The organism is Kitasatospora sp. NPDC087271 (assembly GCF_044744605.1).
Lineage (GTDB): Bacteria > Actinomycetota > Actinomycetes > Streptomycetales > Streptomycetaceae > Kitasatospora.
Window position 1 is genome coordinate 485270 of the sequence record NZ_JBIUYQ010000001.1, and the last position, 22606, is coordinate 507875.

The window sequence follows — 22606 nt, forward strand, 5'->3', positions numbered from 1 at the left end:
CGGCCTCCACTGGCACTGCCACGCGCGGGCGGGCAACAGGCGGCCCGATGACGCCGAGCGGCGGCCACCGGGTCGTGACAGCGTGTCGAGTGGCGGCGCACGGTCCGCGACGAGAGGGTGACCGACGCAGGACCTCACCCGAAGGAGCGAGAATGCCCGAAGTCACCACTCCGTACCCGACCGGCACCCCGTGCTGGGTCGATCTGATGGCGCAGGACCAGCAGGCGGCACTGGATTTCTACCGCGACCTGTTGGGCTGGCAAGGGCAGGTCGGCCCGGCCGAGTACGGCGGGTACGCGGTCTGCGAGCTGAACGGCAAGCCGTCGGCCGGGATCGGCCCGGCGATGGCGCCGGAGGGGATGCCCACCCCGCCGACCGTGTGGACCAGCTACCTGTCCACCACCGACGCCCAGGCCACCCAGGACGCGATCGTCGGCGCGGGCGGCACCCTGCTCGTCCCGGCGATGGACGTCGGCGAGCTCGGCCGGATGCTGATCGCCGCCGACCCGCAGGGCGCGGTGTTCGGCGTCTGGCAGCCGGGCGAGTTCTTCGGCGCCCGGGTCGTCAACGAGAGTGGCGCGCTGATCTGGAACGAGCTGCACACCAGCGACCTGCCCGGCGCCACCGCCTTCTACGGCGAGGCGTTCGGCATCGAGATCGAGCCGGCGCAGGGCGCCGAGCAGTACTGGGAGCTGCGGGTCGGCGGCCGGGCCGTCGGCGGGGTCTCGCTGCTCGCCGACGACCCGCCCGGCACGCCCGCGCACTGGCTGACGTACTTCGCGGTGGACGACGTCGACTCCACCGTCGACGCCCTGGTCAAGCACGGCGGCACCGTCCTCGCCCCGCCGTTCGACATGGTGGCGGGCCGGATGTCGGTGGTGACCGACCCGCAGGGCGCGCCGTTCGCGGTGATCGCACCGAAACCGATGTAGGCGGCGCGGCCCACCGCGCGCGGTGTCGCGGTGGGCCGTCTCCGTACAACTCCCGTCCGTACGGGTCGCTCCGGCGCGACGGCCGGCGGCGGCCCGTCCGTCACCCCCGCTGCGCGCGGCCGACGGCGCTGAGCACCGCCCGTACGCCCGCCGTGAGCACCGAGCCGTCCCGCCCGGCGCCCCACACCACCTGTCCCCCGACCCGGGCCTCGACGTAGGCGACCGCGTCGGTACCGGAGCCGGCACCAGCGCCCGCACCCGCACCCGCACCCGCACCCGCACCCGCACCCGCACCGACGGCGTGCTCGCTGAAGTGCAGGATGTCGACCCGCAGCGCGTCGGCCACCGCGTCGAGCGGCCCGGCACCCTCGCCGCGCCGGCCGTCCACCTCCGCCCAGTCGTCGCCGGCCTGCCACGGCCAGTCCGGCGCCGCGTCCAGGTACTCCGCGCGGAAGAGCCCGTACAGTCCCTCCGCCGTCACCTCCCGCCCGCTGTCGTCGGTGGCCTCCTGCACGACCCGGGAGAACTCGATCTGGAGCCGCCTCGGCAGTTCCAGCCCGTGCCCGGACTGGAGCAGGTAGGCGATGCCCCCCTTGCCGGACTGGCTGTTGACCCGGATGACCGCCTCGTAGTCGCGGCCGAGGTCGGCCGGGTCGATCGGCAGGTACGGCACCGACCAGGGCGCCTCGCGCGCCGGGACGCCGGACTCGGCCGCCACCTTGGCGTGGTGGGCGAAGCCCTTCTTGATGGCGTCCTGGTGGGTGCCGGAGAAGGCGGTGTGCACCAGGTCCCCCGCGTAGGGGTGGCGCTCGTGCACGGGCAGCCGGTTGCAGTGCTCGACGGTGCGGCGGATCTCGTCGAGGTCGGAGAAGTCGAGCATCGGGTCGACGCCCTGGGTGTGCAGGTTGAGCGCCAGCGTCACCAGGTCGACGTTGCCCGTCCGCTCGCCGTTGCCGAACAGGCACCCCTCCACCCGCTGCGCGCCGGCCAGCACGGCCAGTTCGGCGCAGGCGACGCCCGTCCCCCGGTCGTTGTGCGGGTGGACGGAGAGGATCACCGACTCGCGGCGCTCCAGGTGCCGGTGCAGGTACTCGATCTGGTCGGCGTAGACGTTGGGGGTGGCGATCTCGACGGTGGCGGGCAGGTTGTGGACGACGGGCCGGTCGGGGTCGGCGTCCCACAGTTCGGTGAGTCCGTTGCAGACCTCCAGGACGTAGTCCGGTTCGGTCAGGTTGAACACCTCGGGCGAGAACTGGAAGCGCACCCCGGGCCGGCCGTCGGCCCGCCGTGCCAGGTGGGTGGCGGCCTCGGTGATCAGCGCCCGCAGTTCGTGCCGGTCGCGCCCGAGGACGACCTCGCGCCAGAGCGGGGCGGTGGCGGTGTAGAGGTGGACGACGACGCGGGGCAGGCCTTCGACGGCCTCGAAGGTGCGGTCGATCAGGTCGGCGCGCGCCGCCGTGAAGACGACGACGGTGACGTCCTCGGGCACCGCGCCGGGCACGGTGGCCAGTTGCCGGACGAAGTCGAAGTCGGTGCGGCTGGCGGAGGGGTAGCCGACCTCGATCTCCTTGAAGCCCATGGCCAGGAGCAGGTCGAACATCCGCTGTTTGCGTGCCGGGTCCATGGGTTCGGCCAGTGCCTGGTTGCCGTCGCGCAGGTCGACGGGGACCCACAGCGGGGCGTGGTCGATCCGTCGGCCGGGCCAGCGCCGCATCAGCGCGGGGACGTGCACGCGCTCGTGGGCGGGCCGGTAGCGGTGGGAGGGCATGGCACCCGGGCGCTGCGGGTTCCAGGCGGGCGCGGTGACCGGGACGGGGCCGGCGGGGGTACGCAGGGTCGGGAATCGCATGATGAGTCCTTACGGAGGTACCGGTGGACCGGCAGGACGGCGCCCCGCAGCGGGGTGCCGGTCCGGTCACGCCCCGCTGCGGCCACCAAGAAGAAGGCCACCCAGAGGGAGACTCCACGGCTGCATGCCGGGTAGACTAACCACGAACCAAGTCCTCAGACAAGCTGACAGGTGAACGCGAATGTCCCCGCTCGGCCCCCTCCACCGCTCCCCCCTCGTCGACCAGGCCACCCGACGCCTGGAGGAGCAGATCACCGCCGGACACTGGCCGGTGGGCGGGAAGCTGCCGGGCGAGGTCGCCCTGGCGAAGGAGCTGGGCGTCGGCCGCTCGACCGTCCGGGAGGCGCTGCGCGCGCTGGCCGGCGCCGGGATGGTGCAGAGCCGGCAGGGGTCGGGCGTGTTCGTGACGGCGGACCGGCCCGCCCTGGACTGGCCGACCCGGCTGCGCCGGGCGGAGCTGGCGCACGTCTACGAGGTGCGCACCATGGTCGAGGTGCAGGCGGCCCGACTGGCCGCCGCGCGCCGCACGGAGACGGACCTCACCGCCGTGGACACGGCGCTGGCCACCCGGCTGGCGGCGGGCGGCGCGGACGACGCGGCCTTCGTGGACGCCGACATCGCACTGCACACCGCCGTGGTGGCAGCCGCGCACAATCCGGTGCTGGACGACCTGTTCGCCCAGTTCGCGCCGGTCCTGAGGGAGCACCTGGTGGACCTGGTGGGGGTGCTGGGGCTGCGCAGCGGGGACCCGAACCACGGCTACGCGTCGCACGCGGACCTCGTCGGGGCACTGCACCGGGGCGATCCCGAGGAGGCCGGGCGGGTGCTGGCGGCCGAGCTGGAGGCCACCCGGTCGCGCCTGCTGGCCGACTGAGCGGAGCGGGCGGAGCGGGCACCGGGGCCACCGACCGACCGGTCGGGCGAATATCCGGAGCGCGGACACACAGTTTTCACACGGCGGCCACCCGGCCGGCCGCTCCGATGGCCGACGCCTCGTCAACCCGCTCCGAACTGGGATGCTTCGAGCACGCACGATCAACCGTCAGATGACATTGTGTCCGGAGCGTGTGCGACCACGGCCCAGGCGGCGAACGCACTTTCACTCCAATCACACGGTATGACTAGTATCGCCTCGTCAAGCCCGTGCCCCGGACGGCCGCCCCGCTCAGGCCGGCCGCCATCCCCAAGGAGACTGCTCTGCGCGCGCGTGCGAATCGGCGGCCCCCGACGCCGAAGGCCCCCCGCAGGCGTCCGCGCCTGTCACTGCGGACGGCGCTGCTCGTCCTCGCCGTCGTCCCCAGCATCGCCCTGGCCGCCCTGTGGGCGGTCACCAGCGGCGAGACCGTCTTCGACTTCCAGCGCCAGGCCGCCCAGGGCCTGCTCGCCCAGAAGGCCGGCCAGCCGTCCAACATCGTCTACTACAGCCTCCAGGAAGAACGCCGGCTCAGCGCCGAGGCGCTCGCCCGGCCCGGCGGCAACACCGACCAGCTGCGCCGCCAGCGCCAGCAGACCGACGACGCGGTCCGCCAGTTCCAGGTCCTCTCCGGCGAGACCGCCGACAGCGCCCCCGAGGAGGTCCGCACCGCCGTCACCGAGGCCCGCCAGGCGATGGGCAAGCTCGCCGAGCAGCGCACCGCCGTCGACCACGGCTCGATCGACCAGCAGGCCCTCTACGCGTACTACACCGACCTGATCGCCGTCGACCTGCGGCTGTTCACCGCACTCAGCCGCGTCGACGCCGGCGAGGTCACCTGGGTCTCCAAGACCCTGGTGAACACCTTCTGGGCCAAGGAGATGCTCGCCCGCGAGGACGCCATCCTGGCCCGCGGCTGGCCCACCGGGCGACTCTCCGCCGCCGACTACCAGCAGGTGCAGCAGGCCGTCGGGGCGCAGGAACACCTCTTCACCGTCCAGGTCCTCCCGTACATCCCGGACGGCGAGGCCGCCGCCTGGCACGACCTGATGAACAGCCCCGCCTGGCAGGCCAAGGCCGCCGTCGAGCAGTCGCTCACCAAGCCCACCGCCGCCGAGGCCAACGGCACCGTCAAGCTCCCCGCCGCCCAGGACCAGTGGCGCCAGGCCCTCGACCAGCTCAACCCGCAGCTGGTCAAGGCCATCGAGACCCGCACCAGCGCCATCGTCGACGTCGGCAAGGGCACCATCCTCTCCCTCCTCACCAAGGTCGTCCTGACCACCGTCATCGGCCTGATCACCGTCGTCGCGGTGATCATCGCCTCCTGGCGGCTCAGCCGCTCGCTGCGCCGGCGCATCAAGGAACTCCAGACCCAGGCCGAGGAGATGGAGCGCACCCTCCCCGAGGTCGTCGAACGCCTCGGCCGCGGCGAGCAGGTCGACGTCGAGACCGACAGCCGCACCATCACCGCCGGCCCGCACGGCAACGGCACCGACGAACTCGCCCGCCTCGGCCAGGCCCTCAACCTGGCCCGCGCCTCCGCCGTCGAGGCCGCCGTCAAGCAGGCCGAGCAGCACCGCGGCTTCGAGCGGCTGCTCCAGCGCATCGCCCGCCGCACCCAGCTGCTGATCGGCCGCCAGCTGCGCAAGCTCGACGAGCTGGAGCGCAAGCACGAGGACCCGGAGGTCCTGGAGGGCCTGTTCGACCTCGACCACCTCACCGCCCGCCTGCGCCGCTACGAGGAGAACCTCGTCATCATGGCCGGCGGCCAGCCGCAGCGGCGCTGGCGCAAGCCCGTCCCGCTGCTGGACGTGCTGCGCGCCGCGCAGGGCGAGGTGCAGGACTACCGCCGGATCATGATCGACGTCGAGGGCCACCCGTGGCTGTCCGAGCGGGCCGTCGGCCCGGTCGCGCACGTGCTCGCCGAGCTGATGGAGAACGCCACCACCTTCTCCAAGCCACCCACCCCGGTCGAGGTCCGGGCCGCCATGGTCGGCCGCGGACTCGCCGTCGAGATCGAGGACCGCGGCCTCGGCATGGACCCCGAGCAGTACGACGCCGCCAACGAACTGATGAGCCGCCCGCCCCGCACCGACGTGCTCGCCCGGGCGGACGACGTCCGCCTCGGCTTCTACGTCATCGCCCGGCTGGCCGCGCACAACGGACTCAAGATCGAGTTCCGGCCGTCCGCCTTCGGCGGCACCCGGGTCGTCGTGCTCGTCCCCGACGAGCTCGTCATCGACGGCGACGCCGGACTCCCCGACGCCGCCCCCGTCGAACCGATCCCGCTCGTGCGGCGCTCCCGCAAGGCGCTGCTCACCGCCTCCAACGAGGCCCCGGAGCCGGAGCCGGCGGGGCCGCCGGTCGCGCCCGTGGACTCCTTCCCGCCGGGAGAGTCCTTCGCGCCGGCGGAGCCCCTCCCACCGGTGGAGGCCTTCGCCGCGGCCGAATCCTTCCCCCCGGTGGAGGCGTTCGGGCAGGTCCAGCACGTGGAGCAGCCCGGGTACGTCGCACCGCTCGGGTACGCGGAACCGCCCGGGCAGACCCAGCAGCTCCCGCACGACCCGCTGACCGCCCCCGTCCAGGCCTTCGGGCACGTCGAGTACGTCCACCAGCCCGAGGCCGCGCCCACCGCCGAGCCCGCGCCGTTCCCCGCCCCGTACGCCGAGCAGCCGATCGAGCACAGCTCGCCGGCCGCCGACGCCCCGGTCGACCAGCTGCCCTCGCACGACGTGCCCGCCTACCCGGACATCGCCTACGCCCGGGTCACCGACGCCGAGGCCCCGTACGCCGACGAGCAGTACCGCCCGGCCGACCACTACCGGCTGGCCGAACGGCGCCGGCGCCGCGAGTACGCCTCCGCGGTGCCGCTCAGCCCCAGCGAGACCGAGCAGCCCCCGCTGCCCCAGCGCGTCCGGCAGGCCAGCCTGGCCGCCGAACTGCGCGTCCCGCCGGCGCCCCGCCCGCAGTGGGCCGAGCCCGCCGCCGAACCCGCCGCCCCGGCCACCGAGCCCGCCGGCGGCCCCTTCCAGCGCCCGGCGAAGCGTTCCGGTGCGACGATCGGCGCCTTCCAGCGCCAGTCCCGTGCCGCCCGCGCCCAGGACAGCGGCGAGCACCCGCTGCCCGGGGCCGTGACCCCACCGGCTCCCCCCACCGCCCCCGCCGGCTCCCCGACGCCCGCGCCCGGCCCCTCCCCCTGGGCCCTGCCGGCCGCGGACCCCCGAACCACACGAACGGATGACCAGTCATGAACCGAACGATCGCCACCCACCAGGACCTGGACTGGCTGCTGGACGGACTCGTCGACTCGGTGCCCGGGACCAGGAACGCCGTCCTGCTCTCCGACGACGGCCTGGTCGTCAGCCACTCCCGCACCATCGAACGGGCCGACGCCGAACGCCTCGCCGCCGTCGCCACCGGCCAGCAGAGCCTGGCCCGCGGCGTCGGCCAGCTCTTCGACGGCGGGGCCGTCCACCAGGTGATCGTCGAACTCGCCGAGTGCTGGCTGTTCATCATCGCCGCCGCCCGGGGCACCCACCTGGCCGTCGTCGCCTCCCAGGAGGTCGACGCCGAGGTCATGTCGGTCGCCATGCACACCCTGGTGCAGCAGGTCGGCCAGAAGATGACCACCCCGGTGCGTGCCGAGGCCGGCGCCGCCTCCCCCGCCGGCTTCGACGCCTTCGCCGCCCGGAACCGGAGCTGACACCGGTGGGCCCGTACGGGAGCGGAAACGGGAGCGGGCAGCGCGGCGGGGTCCCGCACTGGAGCGAACTGCCGGACGAGGACGCCGAGGACGAGTCGGGCGCCATGGTGCGCCCGTACACCATCACCCGCGGCCGCACCGCGCCCGAGCGCGACGACCTCACCCTGATCACCGTGCTCACCACCGTCGAGGACGAGGCCGCCCGGGCCCTGGCGCGGGGCAGCCGCGCCGGTGCCCGCGGCCTCCAGCCCGAGCACCGGATGATCCTCGACCACTGCCGGCGGCCCGCCGCCGTCGCCGAGGTGTCGGCCGGCCTGGACCTCCCGGTCTCGGTCACCAAGATCCTGCTGGGCGACCTGGTCGCCCAGGGCCTGCTGCGGGCCCGGGCACCGCTCTCGGTGGCCCGGGCCGCCGGAGGCGTGGACCTCGGCCTGCTCACGGCCGTTCGCGAAGGACTCCGGAGACTCTGAACCATGGCAACACCCCACCCCAGCAGTGCCGCTGACGCCGGCGTCGCCACCGCGCCGGCCGCCGTCAAGATCCTCATCGCGGGCGGCTTCGGCGTCGGCAAGACCACCCTCGTCGGCTCCGTCAGCGAGGTCGCCCCGCTGCGCACCGAGGAGTACCTGACCCGGGCCAGCGTCGGCGTGGACGACCTGTCCGGCGTCGACCAGAAGGACACCACCACCGTCGCCCTCGACTTCGGCCGGATCACCGTCAACCCGGACCTCGTCGTCTACCTGTTCGGCACCCCCGGGCAGGAACGCTTCTGGTTCATGTGGAACGACCTCGTCAACGGCGCCCTCGGCGGCATCGTCATCGCCGACACCCGCCGGCTCGACACCAGCTTCGCCTCCATCGACTTCTTCGAGAGCCGGGGCATCCCCTTCGTCGTCGCCATCAACTGCTTCCACAGCCACAACACCCGCACCCCCGACGAGATCCGCGCCGCCCTCGACCTGGACCCGCAGGTGCCGATGCTCCTCGGCGACGTCCGCGAACGCGCCTTCGGACGCGACCTGCTGCTCGCCCTGGTCGACCACCTGATGGACCTCTCCGCCGCCCCCGTCGGCTGAACGTCGGCTGAACCACCTCCCTTCCCCAGGAGCTACCGCATGACCTCACCCCTGCGCGTCCTCGTCCACGGCGGCGGCATCGGCGGGCTCACCCTCGCCACCGCCCTCGCCGAGCGCGGCCACCACGTCGACGTCGCCGAACTCCGCGACCAGCTGGAAGCCCTCGGCGTCGGCATCATCCAGCCCTCCAACGCCCTCCACGTGATGCGCGAGATAGGCGTCCTCGACGACTGCCTCGCCGCCGGCTTCGAGTGGGAGGTGCTGACCATCTGCGACCCGACCGGTGCCACCCTCGCCAAGATCCCGCAGCCCCGGATGGGCGACGCCCCCTCCAACAACGGCATCCCCCGCCCCGCCCTCGCCCAGGTGCTCGCCACCGCCGCCACCCGGGCCGGCGCCACCCTGCGCTTCGGCACCACCATCGCCGACCTCGCCGAGGACGCCGACGGCGTCGACGCCACCCTCACCGACGGGCACCGCGGCCGCTACGACCTCGTCGTCGGCTTCGACGGCATCGGCTCCCCGCTGCGCAAGCGCCTCTACGGGGAGAAGTACGCGCCCGAGTACACCGGCTTCGCCAACTGGCGCGTCACCCTGCCGCGTTCGCCCGAGGTCCAGGGCGTGGTGATGTCCACCGGCAACCTCAAGGCCAAGGCGCTGCTCACCCCGATCACCGACGACCTCATGTACCTGGGCTCGGTGTTCGCCGAGGCCGAGGACTTCCGGCCCGACCCCGGGCACGCCCACGAGCAGCTCGCCGAGCGCCTGGCCGGCTTCGGCGGCCCGATCGCCGAGGCCCTCGCCCAGGTCACCGACCCGTCCGCCGTGGTCTACTCGCGGATCTCCCAGGTCAGCGTCGAGGAGCCCTGGCACGTCGGCCGGATCGCGCTCGCCGGCGACGCCGCCCACGCCTCCACCCCGCACCTCGCCCAGGGCGCCGCGATGGCCGTCGAGGACGCCCTCGTCCTCGCCCAGAGCCTGGACGCCGCCGAGGCCGTCCCCGCCGCGCTCGCCGCCTGGGAGGAACGCCGCCGGCCCCGCGCCATGTGGGTCCAGTCGCTCTCCCGGGCCGTCCTCAAGCAGGAGACCGGCACGCCCACCACCCCGGAGGAGGACGAACTCCTCAAGGTCGGCATCCCCGGCGCCGCCCACGTGCTCGTCCAGCCGTACTGACCGCTGTCCCGCCTGCTGCGCGAAGCCGCGCAGCAGGCGGGCGGGCGGCCGGCCAGGTCTCGCGTCGGCTCGCGCGGCAGCTCACGCGTCGGCGAGCTCGTGCCGCCGCTGCCACACCGCCGCCGAGACCCGGGCCAGCAGCCGGGCCGCCGGGTCCGTGCGGTCCTCGCCCGAGGCCAGCGGGCCGGTGTAGCAGACCGCGATCAGGTAGGGCGGGCAGTCCTGCGGGTGGACCAGGCCCACGCTGTGCCGGGCGCCGGGCACCCAGCCGTTCTTGAAGGCGATCCGGGTGCCCGGCGGCAGGCCCGCCGCCAGGTCCACCCGGAACGCGTTGCGCTCCAGCAGCGCCAGCAACTCCGGCTCCCCGCCCAGGGAGTGCAGCAGCCGCACCAGGTCCCGCGCGCTCACCAGGTTGTGCACCCCGGCGTCGCGCGCCGCGTAGTCCTCGATCCCGCGCGGGCTCGCGCTGCGCGTCGCCCCGGCCCGCCGCCACGCCTCGGCCACCGCCGCCCGGTCGACCCGGGCCAGGCACAGGTTGGTGGCCAGGTTGGAGGAGTGCGTGATCATCCGTTCGGCGAGCAGCCGCAGCGGCACGTGCGTGCCCAGCAGCTCCCACGGCAGCGGATCGCTGTCCCAGTCGGGATCGTTGCCGAACTCCCCGCCCACCACGGACTCGAACCGGTTCACCACCGGCACCTCGGCATCGAGATCCGCCCCGCCACGGGCGAGCGCCGCCAACACCGCGACCTTCATCGTGCTCGCGGCATCGTGCAGTTCGTCCGGCGCCCGCACGAACACCGGCTCCGCCTCGCCCGCCCAGGGGGCCACCACCACAGAGAGCATGGCCGCAGCCTAGGGCAGCCTTCGGCTGGTCAGGAAGGGCTGCCCACGGCTGCTCGGCACTGTTGAGGGCTGCTCAGGACTGCTTGGCGCAGGTGCGGTCCTTGCCCGGCAGCCGGCCGGTGGCCAGGTAGGTGTTCACCGAGTCGTCGACGCAGGCGTTGCCGTAGACGCCGAAGCTGGTGTGCTGGAAGGCGCCTTCGAGGGTGACCAGCCGGGAGCTGGGCAGCATGCCGTGCAGGGCCACACTGCCCCGGTACGGGGTGCGCGGGTCGTTGCTGGCGGCCACGATCAGCGCCGCGGTGTCGCGCCGGACCCGGGTCGGCTCCTCGCGCGGCGCGTCCCAGAACGCGCACGGGGTGATGTTCTCGGTCATCGGGCTGAACAGCGGGTGGGCGGCCCGGCCGCGCTCGATGTCGCGCCAGTACTGCTCCGGGTCGCGCGGGGCGGCCACGTCCCCGCACAGGATGGCGGTCTGCACGCTGCCGGTGGCCGAACCCGCGCTGGTGAACGTCCCCCGCAGGAGGGCGGCGAAGCCGGGCGACACCCGGGTGGGCCGCCCGTCCGCGGCCCCGGCCAGCACGGACAGCTCCTCGGCGAGGCCCGCCCGCGCCGGGGCGAGGTCGCTCGCGATCCCGGCGAACACCAGGGAGGGCACCTGGCTGCCGTCGAGCCGGAAGACGTCGGGGGCGGTACCGACGGTGAGCGGCTCCCGCTCGGCCGCCGCGACGACGCGGTCGATCGTGGCGCGCACCTGCGCGCGGGTGTCGCCGAGGCCGTAGTCGGCGTGGTGCGCGGCCGCCCAGTCGGCCCAGCCGTCGAGCGCCCGCTCGTGCTCGTTCTCGGTGCCCCGCATCAGCCGGGGGTTGTAGCCGCGCGGGTCGATCGCCCCGTCGAGGACCACCCGGTCGTAGCGGCCGGGGAACAGCTGGGTGTAGGCCGTGCCCAGGTAGGTGCCGTACGAGTAGCCCAGGTAGGAGATCTTCCGTTCGCCGAGCGCGGCCCGGACGACGTCCAGGTCGCGGGCCGTGTTCCGGGTCGTGACGTGCGGCAGCACCGAGCCGTTGGTGGCGCGGCACCGGTCGGCCACGCTCCTGGCCCACGCCGTCTGGCGGTCGAAGACCGCCCGGTCGGCGCCGGCCGAGGGCAGGACGGGGCCGTTGGACAGGCCGCAGTCCAGCGGGGTGCTGCGGCCGACGAAGCGCGGGTCCATGCCGATCACGTCGTAGCGGGCGCCGGTCTCCTTCATCGCCCCGCGCACGAGTACGGAGTTGGCGAGGCCCGGCCCGCCGGGGCCGCCGAAGTTGAGCAGGAGGGAGCCGATCCGGTGCCGGGTGTCGGTGGCCTTGAGCCGGGAGATCGCGACGGTGATCGTCCGCCCCCTGGGGTCGCTGTAGTCGAGCGGCACGGTCACGTCCGCGCAGCGCGCGCCCGCGCTCTCCAGGCCGCGGCCCACCTCGTCGTCGGGGCCCAGGACGCAGCTGCGCCAGTCGAGGCGCTGGTGGTGGTAGCGGTCGAGTCCGGCTCCGGCGCTCGCGGGGCCGCCGTCACGCTCGGCGGCGGCGGCCGTGGCGGCGGGCGCCGTGACGAGGCAGGCGGTGAGGGCGAGGCCCGCGGCCGCGACGCGGCGCAGGGCCTTGGGGGTGGTCATGCGGTCTCCTGACGATGACGGGTGCGGGTGCGGATGCGGATGCGCAGGAAGTCGGTCAGGCCGACTTCCTGCGCGCCAGCCTTCCAGCGCACCCGGCGCCGGATCATCGCCCTGGGACACGAACTGTCGGTACGTCTGGAGCAGTAGCCCCGCTGCCCGGCGTACCACCCGGGCAGTAACCGGACCCCGGGGCCGGAGCGTGCCCGGGTCAGCCGCTCGGGCGCGGGGACGGCAGGGCCGCGGAGCCCGCCACGAGGGGCCATTCGCGGTGGAACGGCGGCAGCGGGTACGTGCCCTCGATGACCGGGGTGCCGAAGACCTTGAGGTGGGCGAGCAGCGAGCCGGTCAGGTCGACGCCGCCGAACAGCGACCAACTCCCTTGGGCCTGCGGCGGGTTGCCGGAGGAGTCGGCGGTCAGCGAGCCCTCGGCCCGAGCCCACAGGTAGGGGGCGACGGTGGTCTGGACGCCGACGGTGTCGTAGAGGCCGACGGAGACCTCGGCGCCGAGCGCGGCCCGCACCCCGGCCTTGCCGGTGAGGCGCACCCGGACCGGGGAGACCTTGGTGTCGGCGTCGGTGGTCGGGGTCCAGCCCTTGCCGCCGGTGTAGTCGGCGCGGACGGCCCAGGTGCCGGTGGCCTCCTGTTCGGCCTCCAGGTGGACCTGGCCGTCGGCGCCGACCTCCAGGTAGCAGGTGAGCTTCAGGTTGACCACGACGGGCAGTCCGGCGACGGTGAGCACCGGGCTGGCCTGCAACGTGGCGAAGGGCAGCCGGACGGGCGCGGCGCCGGTGCTGCGCGCGACGTCGCCGGTGACCTTCCACTGGGCGTGGGCGCCGAGGTCGAAGCCGATCGAGGCCGTGCGCGGGCTGCCGGCGGCGGCGCCGTGGTAGGCGAAGTGGACGGCGGGGTGCAGTTGGAGGGAGCCGGAGGCGTCCACGCTCGCGCCGTCGGGCAGCGGGACGGGGGCCTTGACGTCGACCTCCAGGGTGCCGGAGGCGTCGGCCTTCACACCGCCGCCGTCCGCACCGACGACGGCCTTAAGGTCCTTGACCAGCGGGGTGACGGTGATGCCGTGCGGGTCGACGGGCACCTGGCCGTCGGCCTCGGTGCCGCCGAGGAGTTCGGCGAGGGTGGCGGGGCGGGTGGTCAGGTTGAGGCTGGCACCCGCGCCGGGGCGGACGCCGGTGACGGCGACCAGCGCGCCCTGGGGCGCGGCGGCGGTGGGCGGGCTGGCGATGAGCTGCCCGGGCTGAACGGCGGGGGCGGGGGTCCGCGTCGCGCCGGCGGTCGCGGTGGGCCCGGCGGCCGGCGGCGCCGAGAGGACGGCCGTGCCGCCCGCCGGGTCGTACGCGGTGAGCTGGAGGTTCTGCCCGGCGGGGGTGGCCGCGCCGCCGTCCTTGGCGGGGGCGGCGACGGCGGCCTGCCGGTCGCCGACCGGTGCGGCGGTGACCGGCGCAGGGGCGGCACCTGCGGCACCGGTCGGCCGTGCGGTGGCAGCGGCGGTGGTCGGGGCGGCGGCGGCCCGGGCGCGGGGGGTGCCGGCGGCCGGGGCTGTCGGGGCCTGGCCGCCGCCGGCGGACGCGGTCGTGGTCGTGGTCGTGCCGGTGGTGACGGCCGCTTCGGTGGTGCCGGCGGCGGCCTGCGGAGTGCCGGAGGTGGTCGGCCCGCAGGCGGCGACCCCGGCGAGGGCGAGGGTGAGGAGGGCGGGGCCGACGGCCCTGCCTATGGAGCTTTTGAACACGCGGCGTCATGTTACTGACGGGGAATAAGTTTGTCGAAGACAGGCCAAGCAGGGTAAAAGGCGCAGGTCAGACCAGTCGGGCCACGGGCAGCGGATCTCCCGGCAGCGGGCCGACCGCGGCGTCCGCCGCCAACGCGGCCAGGTACCGGGAGCGGGGCACCGGCTCGGCGCCGAGGCTGCGGATGTGCGGACCGTCCCACTGGACGTCGAGCAGCCGACCGCCGGCCGCGCCGAAGCGCACCCCGAGGTCGGCGACGGCGACGCGGGCGGCGTCGGGGCGGCGGTGGAACATCGAGTCGAGGCTGAGGACGGGCCCGGCGGCGACGCCGAACACCCCGCCGATCAGCTCCTCGCCCTCCCACACCTCGCCGCTGTGGGCGGCCCCGAGCGCATGCAGCCGCTCCAGTGCGGACCGCAACTCGCCGGTCAGCCAGGCCGGTTGGCGGCCCTCGGCGCAGCGGGCCACTACCTCGCCGAAGGCCCGGTCGGCGCTGGTCCACCACTGCGGCCGGTGGCGCAGCCGCCGGGCGAGGCGGCTGCCGAGCCGGACACCGTCGGGCGGCAGGACGGGCCGGGGGTCGGGCGACCACCAGGCCAGCGCGTACGGGTCGTCCCCGCCGGGCAGCAGCGCCACCTCGCCCGCCTCGACGGCCTGTTCGTAGCGCGCCTCGTTGTAGGCGCCGGCGTACTCGTCCGCCGCGGGCATCGGGAACAGGCCGCGACGGTACGCCGCCAGCAGGTCCGACGCGCCCAGGCCGGCGCCGAACGCCACCGGCCCGTCCCCGGGCCCGCGTTGGACGTCCAGCCCGTCGAAGGGGCTCACGCCGGCGGCCCGAGGAAGCCCTCCGCCGCCAGCCGCCCCAGGTAGTGGTCGAGCAGGCCGGCGTCCACGGCGGGCAGGTCGATGCCGCTGCCGGCGAGCGCGGCGTCGGTGTTGGCGCGGTCGAACAGCGGGAAGACGGGCCGGAAGTACAGCTCGCTGATCGACAGCGCCGACCCGGGAGCGCGGTCGACGAACAGCGGGACGAACGGCGTGATGGGGTGGGCGGGGTGCCCGGCAGCGAACCGGACCAGGCCCTGCACCCAGTCACGGTAAGGGAGTTCGGCGATCGGGTGGCCTCGGGCCCGGAGCCGTTCGGCGAGATCGGCGAGATCGGCCGGGCGCGGCGAGGTGAGGTGGTAGACCTCGCCGTCGGCGGGGGCGTGGGCGGCGATGTGGGCGACGGCGCGCGCGAAGCGGTCGGCCGGGACGAAGTCGAGCGGCAGCAGCACGTCCGGGCAGGTGCCGCTGTCCGCCAGGTACGCGATGAGCGCGCAGATCTCGGTGCCGGTGTTCATCACGCCGGTGGCGAGGTCCCCGGTGACGTCGTTGGTGCGCAGCACGGTGACCGGGAGACCGGCGGCGGCCGCCTCGTGCAGCAGCTGTTCGGCGACCCATTTGCTCTCGACGTAGCCGACGCCGAGCCGGTCGGGGTGGGCGAGCGGGGTCCGCTCGGTGACCTCGCGGACGCCGGCCGCGCCGAAGCCGGCCAGCACGGCGAGGGTGGACAGGTAGTGCACGGGTACGCCCCGGCTGTGCCCGGCGAGGCGGATGATCTCGCGGGTGCCGCCGACGTTGGGCGCGCGCAGCTGGTGGTACGGGTAGAGGAAGTTGACCTGCCCGCCGAGGTGGTGGACGGCGTCCAGACTCCCGGCCAGCCCGTCGAACTGACGCTGCGTCAGCCCTAGCCGGGGTGCGGCGAGGTCGCCGACCAGGGGCACCACCCGGCTGTCGGTGAGGTCGTGGCGCAGGAAGCGCTGCTGGGCGGCGCGCAGGCGTTCCAGCGCGTGCTCCTCGTCGGGGGCGCGGACCAGGCAGTGGATCCGGGCCCCGGTGGTGGCGAGCAGGGCATGCAGCAGGTGGGCGCCGCAGAAGCCGGTGGCGCCGGTGAGCAGGATCTCGGCGGGTTCGGCCCGGCTGGGCGCCGGGCTCCAGGACTGCTGGACGGGGTGGGCGAGCCGGGCTTCGGCGGCCCAGTCGACGGCGGCCTCGCCGGAGCCGGAGCCGGAGCCGGAGCCGGAGCCGGAGCCGGGGTCGGTTCCGTCGACGCGGGCGGTGCGCGCGGCTCCGTCGGCGCGGGCGGCCTGGACGGCGGTCGCGAAGGCGCGCAGGGTGGCGTCGCGCAGCAGGGCGCGGGTGAGGGCGCGGACGCGGGTGACGTCGAGGCCGAGCACGATCCGGGCGCGGGCGAGCATCTCCATGGCCAGCAGGGAGTTGCCGCCGAGGGCGAAGAAGTCGTCGGCGGGCCCGACCTCCTCGACGCCGAGCAGTTCGGCCCACAGCCGGCCGATGGCGTCCTCGACGGCTCCCCCGCCGCCCGCCGCCCCGGTGCCGCCCGGGCCGGCCCGGCCCGGGGTGCGCGGCTCGGCGTGCGGCAGCCGGCGGCGGTCGACCTTTCCGGCCGGGGTGAGCGGCATGCGGTCCAGCGCCACGAAGGCGGCCGGGAGCATGTACTCCGGCAGTCGTTCGGCCAGGTAGGCGCGGAGCCGGTCGCGGCGGACCCCGGCTTCCGCACCGGCGTCGGCGTGGTCGGCGAGCGTGTAGTAGGCGGTGAGCGCGCGGCCCCCGTCGGGGTCGTCGCCGTCGGCGGCGACGCGGGCCTGCCGGACGTCGGGGTGGGCGGCGAGGGCGGCCTCGATCTCGGCGGGGTCGACGCGGTGGCCGAGCACCTTCACCTGGTCGTCGAAGCGGCCGAGGATCTCCAGCTGCCCGTCGGCCCGCCAGCGCCCGGCGTCGCCGGTGCGGTACATCCGCTCGCCGGGCACCGGCGCGTACGGGTCGGGGACGAAGGCCTCGGCGGTCGCCACGGGGGCGCGCCAGTAGCCCCGGGCGAGGCCGGGCCCGCCGAGGTGGATCTCGCCCCTCTCGCCGGGCCGTACGGGGGACAGCCGGGCGTCCAGGACGTGCACCCGCACGCCGGGCAGCGGGCGGCCGATCGGCACCGGCGCGGCCGGGCCGCCCGGGCCGGCGGCGTCCAGCAGGGCGGGGGTGACCTCGCAGAGCGTGGAGGTGACGGCGGCCTCGGTGACCCCGTAGGCGTTGACCAGCCGGACGCCGGGCAGCCGGTCCAGGCAGCTGCGACAGTCGTCGGCGTGCACGACGTCCCCGCCGACGACGACCAGCCGCAGCCCCTCCGGGCCGGGCCCGCCGGGCGGGAGCAGCGTGAGCACGTGGTGCCAGTAGGCGGGGGTGAGGTCGGCGACGGCGAGGCCGAGTCCGCGCATCCGGTGGACGAGTTCGGTGGGCGCCCAGGTGCGGCCGCCGCCGAGGACGAGGGTGGCCCCGGCGAGCAGGGTCGCGAAGACCTGCTCCAGTGCGGTGTCGAAGCCGAGCGCGGCGAGTTGCAGGACGCGTTCGCCGGGGGCGAGGCCGTAGGCGTGGACGACCCGGTCGAGGGTGAACACCAGGGCGCGGTGGGTGACGGGGACGCCCTTGGGGGTGCCGGTGGTGCCGGAGGTGTAGATCAGGTAGGCGAGGTCGTCGGGCCCGGCGCCGTCGGGCTCACCCGCGCCGTCGGGCCCGCCCGCGCCGCCTAACCCGGCGAGGACCGGCTCACCGCCGCCGTCCGGCCCGTCCTCCGCGTCCACCGGCACCGGCTCGACGCCCGGCAGCGCCCCGCCCTCGGTGACCGCCACCCGCGCCCCGCTGTCCTCGACCAGCCGGGCCAGCCGCCGCGCCGGGTACGCCGGATCCAGCGGCAGCAGCGCCGCGCCCGCCTTCAGCACGCCGAGCCAGGCGACGACCAGGCCCGCGCCGCGTTCGAGGCAGACCGGCACCACCTGCTCGGGGCCGGCCCCGCGCGCCCGCAGCGCCCTGGCCAGGCGGTCGCTGCGCCGGTCCAGCTCGCGGTAGCTCAGCGTGGCGTCGTCGGCGACGACGGCGACCGCGTCCGGGTGCTGCGCGGCGCGGGAGCGCAGCAGTCCGGGCACGGTGCCGCCGTCGCCCTCGGCCCGCCCGCGGCCGCGCTCCCCGGGGGAGCCGAGCCCGGGGAAGCCGAGCCGGGGCGGGCGCCATTCGCGGGCCACGTGGGCCCGGCAGTCGTCGCGGCCGGCCGGCCCGTACACCAGGTGCCAGCCACCCGGCACGGTCAAGTCTCCGGGCCAGATCGCGTACTGACCGCTGTCGTTGCGAACCACGGCGTGACGCCCGGAGTTCACATCCGTTCGTACGCCCTGTGCGCTGTCTGCTGCGTCGTCCACCGGCTTGACCTCGTGCTGTGGCGGCAGTTTCCTGGGAGGTGCGACATTTCCGACTATACGCACTCAGGGCACAGGACGAACGTCCGACCGCAACCCGACCGGACGCGACGCCGTCGTGTGCCCGTCAGCCCGGGACGAGACGACCCTGCGACCGCCAAGACCCGTCCTCGCCCGAACACCCCCGTCCCACCGGCCGGGTGGCGTCGCGGAGGAGGTAGCCCCGTTGACACGTCGGCGACAACGCCTGATGGTCTGTTACCTGCTGTGGATGGTGCTGTTCACCGGCGTCTACTACCTCAACCCCTCGCAGCGGATCATCTGGTGGACGGGCGTCGGACTCGGCAGCAGCGCGGCCATCGTGGCCGGCGTCCGTCTCAACCGCCCCGCGCACGCGCTGTTCTGGTACGTGCTGGCGCTCGCCAACCTGAGCTTCACCGCGGGCGAGGTCGTCCAGGTCGTCCAGACCCAGTTCCTGCACCTGCACAACCCGTTCCCGTCCGTCGCCGACGGCTTCTACCTGGCCGAGTTCGTGCTGTACGCGGCCGGCGTGCTCGGCTTCATCCGCTGGCGCACGGCCCGTCAGGACCGCGCCGGCCTGCTCGACGCGCTGATCCTCACCATGGGCCTGGCGCTGCTCGCCTGGATCTACCTGATCCTCCCGTACGCCCGCAACCCCGACCTCTCCTGGTTCCGGAAGGCCGTCTCGATCGGCTACCCGCTCGGCGACGTGGTCGTCCTCGCCCTGCTGCTGCGGCTGCTGACCCCGCGCGGCGGCAACAGCCGGGCGCTGCAACTGCTCGCCGTCGGCACCGTCGGCATGCTGGTCTCGGACACCCTGTACGGGCTGATCCAGTTGCACGGCAACTGGCACATCGGCACCCCCGTCGACTTCGGCTGGGCCGCCTTCTACACCGCCTGGGGCGCGGCCGCGCTGCACCCGTCCATGGTCGAGCTGACCAGACCCGTCCCCACCCAGCAGCCCGACCTGAGCGCCGGCCGCCTCGCCCTGCTCACCCTGGCCTCGCTGATCGCCCCGGCGATCCTGATCATCGAGTCGCTGAACGGCAACACCAGCAACGCGGGCGTGATCGGCGCCTTCTCCGCCCTCCTGTACCTGCTGGTGCTGGCCCGGCTGGCGGTCGTCGTGGTCGCCCGCCGGCAGGCGATCGCCCGCGAGCGGGCCCTGCGCGAGGCCGGCGCCAGACTCACCGCGGCCGTCACCGTCGAGGAGGTCGCGGACGCCGTCCAGGCCACCGCCTCCACCCTGATGCCCACCGAGCCCGGGCACGTCGCCCTGCTCGCCGTCACCGAGGCCGGCGTCCTGCACGTGCGGCACGCCGAACGCGGCGCCGCCCAGCACCACCTCGGCCCCGTCACCGACTCCGACGAGGCGCTCGCCCTCGCCGCCTACCGGGAGACCCGGCTGCTGCCCGTCGAGGACATCGGCAGCGACCTCGCCGCCCGCCTCGACGGCATGCCCTCCGCCCTGCTGTGCCCGCTCACCCTCGACGAGCGCCCCTCCGGCGACCCGCTGATCGGCGCGCTCATCGTCACCGGCACCGCGCAGGAGCTCACCAGCCTGTGGGGCTCGCTGGAGATCCTGGCCGCGCAGGCCGCGCTGGCCGTCGAACGGGTCATGCTGAGCCAGGAGGTCAACCGCCGCAACAGCGAGCTGTACTTCCGCACCCTGGTGCAGAACGCCAGCGACGTCATCCTGATCCTGGACGCCGACGACGGCGTCCGCTACGCCTCCTCCTCCGCCGAACGGGTCCTCGGCTACCCCAGTCTGGACGGCACCCTGCTCACCGAGCTCGTCCCGCCCGAGGACAGCCGGGCCGTCGGCAGGGCGCTGGCCCGGATGCGCGGCCCGGTGGACGCCGCCCCGGCGCACGCGCCGGAGCACTCGCCGCCGCGCGAACCGCCGCACTCGCCTCCGCACTCGCCGACACGCGAACCGCTGCGCGAGCAGCCCCGTGAGCACTGGCGGCTGCTGCGGCAGGACCGGACCCCGATCGAGGCCGAGGTCCGCTTCAACGACCTGCGCGCCGACCCGACGGTCGGCGGCCTGGTGCTCACCCTGCGCGACGTGACCGAGCAGCGCCAGATGGAGCGCGAACTCACCCACCGGGCCTTCCACGACTCCCTCACCGGCCTCGCCAACCGGGTGCTGTTCCTGGACCGGGTCGGCCACGCGCTGTCCCGCGGCGAGCGCAGCGGCGCCGTCACCGGGGTGCTCTTCCTCGACCTCGACGACTTCAAGGTGGTCAACGACACCCAGGGGCACGCGGTCGGCGACGAACTGCTGATCGCCGTCTCGCTGCGGGTCTCCACCGCGCTGCGCAGCTCGGACACCGCCGCCCGGCTCGGCGGCGACGAGTTCGCCGTCCTGGTCGAGGACGCGCTGCGCCCGGCCGACGTGGACGCCATCGCGGACACCGTACTGGCGGCGTTCGCAGAACCGTTCAAGCTGAGCGCGGGCGCCGTCCGGGTGACGGCCAGCATCGGCGTCGCCACCACCGAGGACAGCGTCGACGCGGCCGAACTGCTCACCCACGCCGACCTCGCGCTCTACTCCGCCAAGGCCGCCGGCCGCCGCCAGTGGCGCCACTACCAACCCGCCCTCCAGACCGGGCTGGTGGAGCGGCACGAGCTGAACGAGAACCTGGACGCGGCGATCGCCGAATCCTCCTTCCAGCTGTACTACCAGCCGATCGTCGACCTGCGCACCGGCGGCCTGGTCGCCTTCGAGGCGCTCGTCCGCTGGCCGCACCAGCGGCGCGGCATGGTGCTGCCCGACGAGTTCATCGCCCTCGCCGAGGAGAGCGGCCAGATCGTCCCCCTCGGCGCCTGGGTCCTGGAACGCGCCGCCCAGGAGGCCGCCGCCTGGCACGCCGCCAGCTCCGCCGACCGCGCCGCCGCCGGCCTCCCCCCGCTGCGGGTCAACGTCAACGTCTCCGCCCGCCAGTTCCGCGACGCCGGCTTCGTCGACGTCGTCCGCGGCGCCCTGCGCAGCTCCGGCATCGACCCGCACACCCTCGTCCTCGAACTCACCGAATCCGTCCTGATGCGCCGCGACGACCGCGTCCACGCCGACATGGCCACCCTCGGCGACCTCGGCGTCGGCATCGCCATCGACGACTTCGGCACCGGCTACTCCTCGCTCTCCTACCTGCGCGAGTTCCCGATCTCCATCCTCAAGATCGACAAGTCCTTCATCGACGGCCTCGGCCTCTCCCCGCAGCAGTACGCCCTCGTCGAAGGCATCACCCGCATCGCCGACACCCTCGGCGTCCGGGTCATCGCCGAAGGCATCGAACACCCCGAACAGCGCGACCTCCTCGCCGCCATGGGCTGCCCGCTCGGCCAGGGCTACCTCTTCGCCCACCCCATGACCGCCCCGCAGGCCCGCGCCCTCGTCAGCGACACCGCGCACGAACCGGCCTGACCCCCGATCCCAGGTCCGCACCTCAGGGCCGCGCCTCAGGGCCGCGCCTCAGGTCCACGCCCAGCGGATGCCCGCGACCCCGGGCCCCAGCGCGGTCGCCACCACGTGCGCCAGGTGGTGGCTGTCCAGGGTGAGGTCGGCCAGGCTGTCGTCCGGACCCTCCGAGTCGCTCGCCGTGAACCACTGGCACTGCACCGGGAGTTCGCCCGGATCGAAGCGCACCCGCAGGACGTAGTGGTCCGCCGGGAAGCGGAAGGCCGCGCGGTAGCGGCAGCACTCGGCCGCGCTGTGAGGACGCACCTCGAAGGAGAACACCTGGGTCTCGGAGCAGTGCAGCGAGCGGTCGAACAGCAGCTCCGCGAGCACCACCCGGGCCACCGGATCCCGGCGCACCCGGCCCAGCCGGCAGCTGTCCCCCGCCACGATCTCGACGGCCCCCTCGTCCACCCCCTCGTCGCAGTCGTAGATCAGCAGCGCCCGGTCGACCCCGTCCTGACGGGCCCGGACCGCCACCATCGAACTGAGCGCCGCCAGTTCACGATGCGGCCCGACCGTCACCGTCGCGCACTCGGTGACCACCTGGAGCTTCCCGGCCGCCGGGCTGTCCAGATCCGCGAGCAGCCCGCCCAGATCACCGGGGGTGCGCACCATCTGCGGGTACGGACGCGGCCCGCCGCCGTCGCGGTCCGCCCCGCCGCGCGGCCGCGGCGCACCCAGCAGGGCGGTGAGCGCGTGCGTCGGCAGCCCGAGGATCTCCTCCAGCGCGGCCACCACCCGTAACGACTCCGGGCGCTCCGGCCGTCGCAGCCCGCGCTGCCAGTAGCTCAGGGTCGTGACGGCGATCCGCAGTCCGCGCTCGGCCAGCCGGCTGCGCAGCCGCTCCAGCGGCAGCCCGCGGGCCTCGATCGCGGTGCGCAGCGCGAGACCGAAGGGCCCGCTCCGCAGCGCTGCCAGCACGGCGGCGCTCTCCGGGGCAACACCGGGCGGCGGTTCCTGACGACTGGCCATCGGGACTCCCGGGGCTACTGGCCCGGCCGGCACGCG

15 protein-coding genes are annotated in these 22606 nt (G+C 74.8%); 8 read left to right on the forward strand and 7 right to left on the reverse strand.

Annotated elements, in window-relative coordinates:
• The first annotated feature begins 152 nt into the window (after nt 1–152).
• Nucleotides 153–932, forward strand: coding sequence for a VOC family protein (locus ACIO9K_RS02090; protein ID WP_400326150.1), 780 nt, complete (start codon nt 153–155; stop codon nt 930–932).
• A gap of 100 nt (nt 933–1032) precedes the next feature.
• On the opposite strand, the gene ACIO9K_RS02095 is transcribed toward ACIO9K_RS02090, so the two are convergent.
• Entirely contained in the window at nt 1033–2781 is a 1749-nt protein-coding gene (locus ACIO9K_RS02095; protein WP_400326153.1) for a 2-isopropylmalate synthase, read from the reverse strand.
• Nucleotides 2782–2962: 181 nt separating this feature from the next.
• On the opposite strand from ACIO9K_RS02095, the gene ACIO9K_RS02100 reads away from it, so the two are divergent.
• From ACIO9K_RS02100 to ACIO9K_RS02125, 6 genes are all read left to right on the forward strand, one after another.
• Complete coding sequence (locus tag ACIO9K_RS02100) at nt 2963–3655, forward strand: FCD domain-containing protein (protein ID WP_363624436.1); 693 nt, start codon at nt 2963–2965, stop codon at nt 3653–3655.
• Nucleotides 3656–3924: 269 nt separating this feature from the next.
• Nucleotides 3925–6945: a nitrate- and nitrite sensing domain-containing protein gene (locus tag ACIO9K_RS02105; protein WP_400326157.1), complete on the forward strand. Its 3021-nt coding sequence runs from the start codon at nt 3925–3927 to the stop codon at nt 6943–6945.
• The gene (locus ACIO9K_RS02110) at nt 6942–7397 is read left to right on the forward strand and encodes a roadblock/LC7 domain-containing protein (RefSeq protein WP_363579618.1); all 456 of its coding nucleotides are present in this window, start codon (nt 6942–6944) and stop codon (nt 7395–7397) included. The genes ACIO9K_RS02105 and ACIO9K_RS02110 overlap by 4 nt, the downstream gene beginning before the upstream one ends.
• A 5-nt stretch (nt 7398–7402) precedes the next feature.
• Entirely contained in the window at nt 7403–7867 is a 465-nt protein-coding gene (locus ACIO9K_RS02115) for a DUF742 domain-containing protein (RefSeq protein WP_400326161.1), read from the forward strand.
• Between the two features lie 3 nt (nt 7868–7870).
• The gene (locus ACIO9K_RS02120; protein WP_363579619.1) at nt 7871–8473 is read left to right on the forward strand and encodes an ATP/GTP-binding protein; all 603 of its coding nucleotides are present in this window, start codon (nt 7871–7873) and stop codon (nt 8471–8473) included.
• A 39-nt stretch (nt 8474–8512) separates the two neighbouring features.
• The gene (locus ACIO9K_RS02125) at nt 8513–9646 is read left to right on the forward strand and encodes an FAD-dependent monooxygenase (RefSeq protein ID WP_400326165.1); all 1134 of its coding nucleotides are present in this window, start codon (nt 8513–8515) and stop codon (nt 9644–9646) included.
• An 81-nt stretch (nt 9647–9727) separates the two neighbouring features.
• Here ACIO9K_RS02125 and ACIO9K_RS02130 read toward each other — a convergent pair whose 3' ends face one another.
• The 5 genes from ACIO9K_RS02130 to ACIO9K_RS02150 all read right to left on the reverse strand — a co-directional run bounded on the left by ACIO9K_RS02130 (nt 9728) and on the right by ACIO9K_RS02150 (nt 18180).
• Complete coding sequence (locus tag ACIO9K_RS02130; protein WP_363627620.1) at nt 9728–10489, reverse strand: serine hydrolase; 762 nt, start codon at nt 10487–10489, stop codon at nt 9728–9730.
• 73 nt (nt 10490–10562) lie between these two features.
• Entirely contained in the window at nt 10563–12137 is a 1575-nt protein-coding gene (locus ACIO9K_RS02135; RefSeq protein WP_400326168.1) for an alpha/beta hydrolase, read from the reverse strand.
• A gap of 208 nt (nt 12138–12345) precedes the next feature.
• Nucleotides 12346–13878, reverse strand: coding sequence for a hypothetical protein (locus tag ACIO9K_RS02140; protein ID WP_400326175.1), 1533 nt, complete (start codon nt 13876–13878; stop codon nt 12346–12348).
• A 67-nt stretch (nt 13879–13945) separates the two neighbouring features.
• Nucleotides 13946–14701, reverse strand: a complete 756-nt coding sequence (locus tag ACIO9K_RS02145) for a leucyl/phenylalanyl-tRNA--protein transferase (RefSeq protein WP_400326178.1) — start codon at nt 14699–14701, stop codon at nt 13946–13948.
• Entirely contained in the window at nt 14698–18180 is a 3483-nt protein-coding gene (locus ACIO9K_RS02150; protein ID WP_400326180.1) for an amino acid adenylation domain-containing protein, read from the reverse strand. The genes ACIO9K_RS02145 and ACIO9K_RS02150 overlap by 4 nt, the downstream gene beginning before the upstream one ends.
• Before the next feature lie 160 nt (nt 18181–18340).
• On the opposite strand from ACIO9K_RS02150, the gene ACIO9K_RS02155 reads away from it, so the two are divergent.
• The gene (locus ACIO9K_RS02155; RefSeq protein WP_400326182.1) at nt 18341–21562 is read left to right on the forward strand and encodes an EAL domain-containing protein; all 3222 of its coding nucleotides are present in this window, start codon (nt 18341–18343) and stop codon (nt 21560–21562) included.
• 48 nt (nt 21563–21610) lie between these two features.
• Here the strand turns inward: ACIO9K_RS02155 and ACIO9K_RS02160 are convergent, their stop codons facing one another.
• A complete protein-coding gene (locus ACIO9K_RS02160; RefSeq protein ID WP_363624420.1) occupies nt 21611–22570 on the reverse strand; it encodes a helix-turn-helix transcriptional regulator in 960 nt (319 codons plus the stop codon).
• Between the last annotated feature and the right edge of the window lie 36 nt (nt 22571–22606).

Excerpts from the sequence above, each read along its gene's own strand:
- ACIO9K_RS02090 (WP_400326150.1), top strand. The coding sequence starts at position 153 with ATGCCCGAAGTCACCACTCCGTACCCGACCGGCACCCCGTGCTGGGTC.
- ACIO9K_RS02095 (WP_400326153.1), bottom strand. The coding sequence starts at position 2,781 with ATGCGATTCCCGACCCTGCGTACCCCCGCCGGCCCCGTCCCGGTCACC.
- ACIO9K_RS02100 (WP_363624436.1), top strand. The coding sequence starts at position 2,963 with ATGTCCCCGCTCGGCCCCCTCCACCGCTCCCCCCTCGTCGACCAGGCC.
- ACIO9K_RS02110 (WP_363579618.1), top strand. The coding sequence starts at position 6,942 with ATGAACCGAACGATCGCCACCCACCAGGACCTGGACTGGCTGCTGGAC.
- ACIO9K_RS02120 (WP_363579619.1), top strand. The coding sequence starts at position 7,871 with ATGGCAACACCCCACCCCAGCAGTGCCGCTGACGCCGGCGTCGCCACC.
- ACIO9K_RS02125 (WP_400326165.1), top strand. The coding sequence starts at position 8,513 with ATGACCTCACCCCTGCGCGTCCTCGTCCACGGCGGCGGCATCGGCGGG.
- ACIO9K_RS02130 (WP_363627620.1), bottom strand. The coding sequence starts at position 10,489 with ATGCTCTCTGTGGTGGTGGCCCCCTGGGCGGGCGAGGCGGAGCCGGTG.
- ACIO9K_RS02135 (WP_400326168.1), bottom strand. The coding sequence starts at position 12,137 with ATGACCACCCCCAAGGCCCTGCGCCGCGTCGCGGCCGCGGGCCTCGCC.
- ACIO9K_RS02160 (WP_363624420.1), bottom strand. The coding sequence starts at position 22,570 with ATGGCCAGTCGTCAGGAACCGCCGCCCGGTGTTGCCCCGGAGAGCGCC.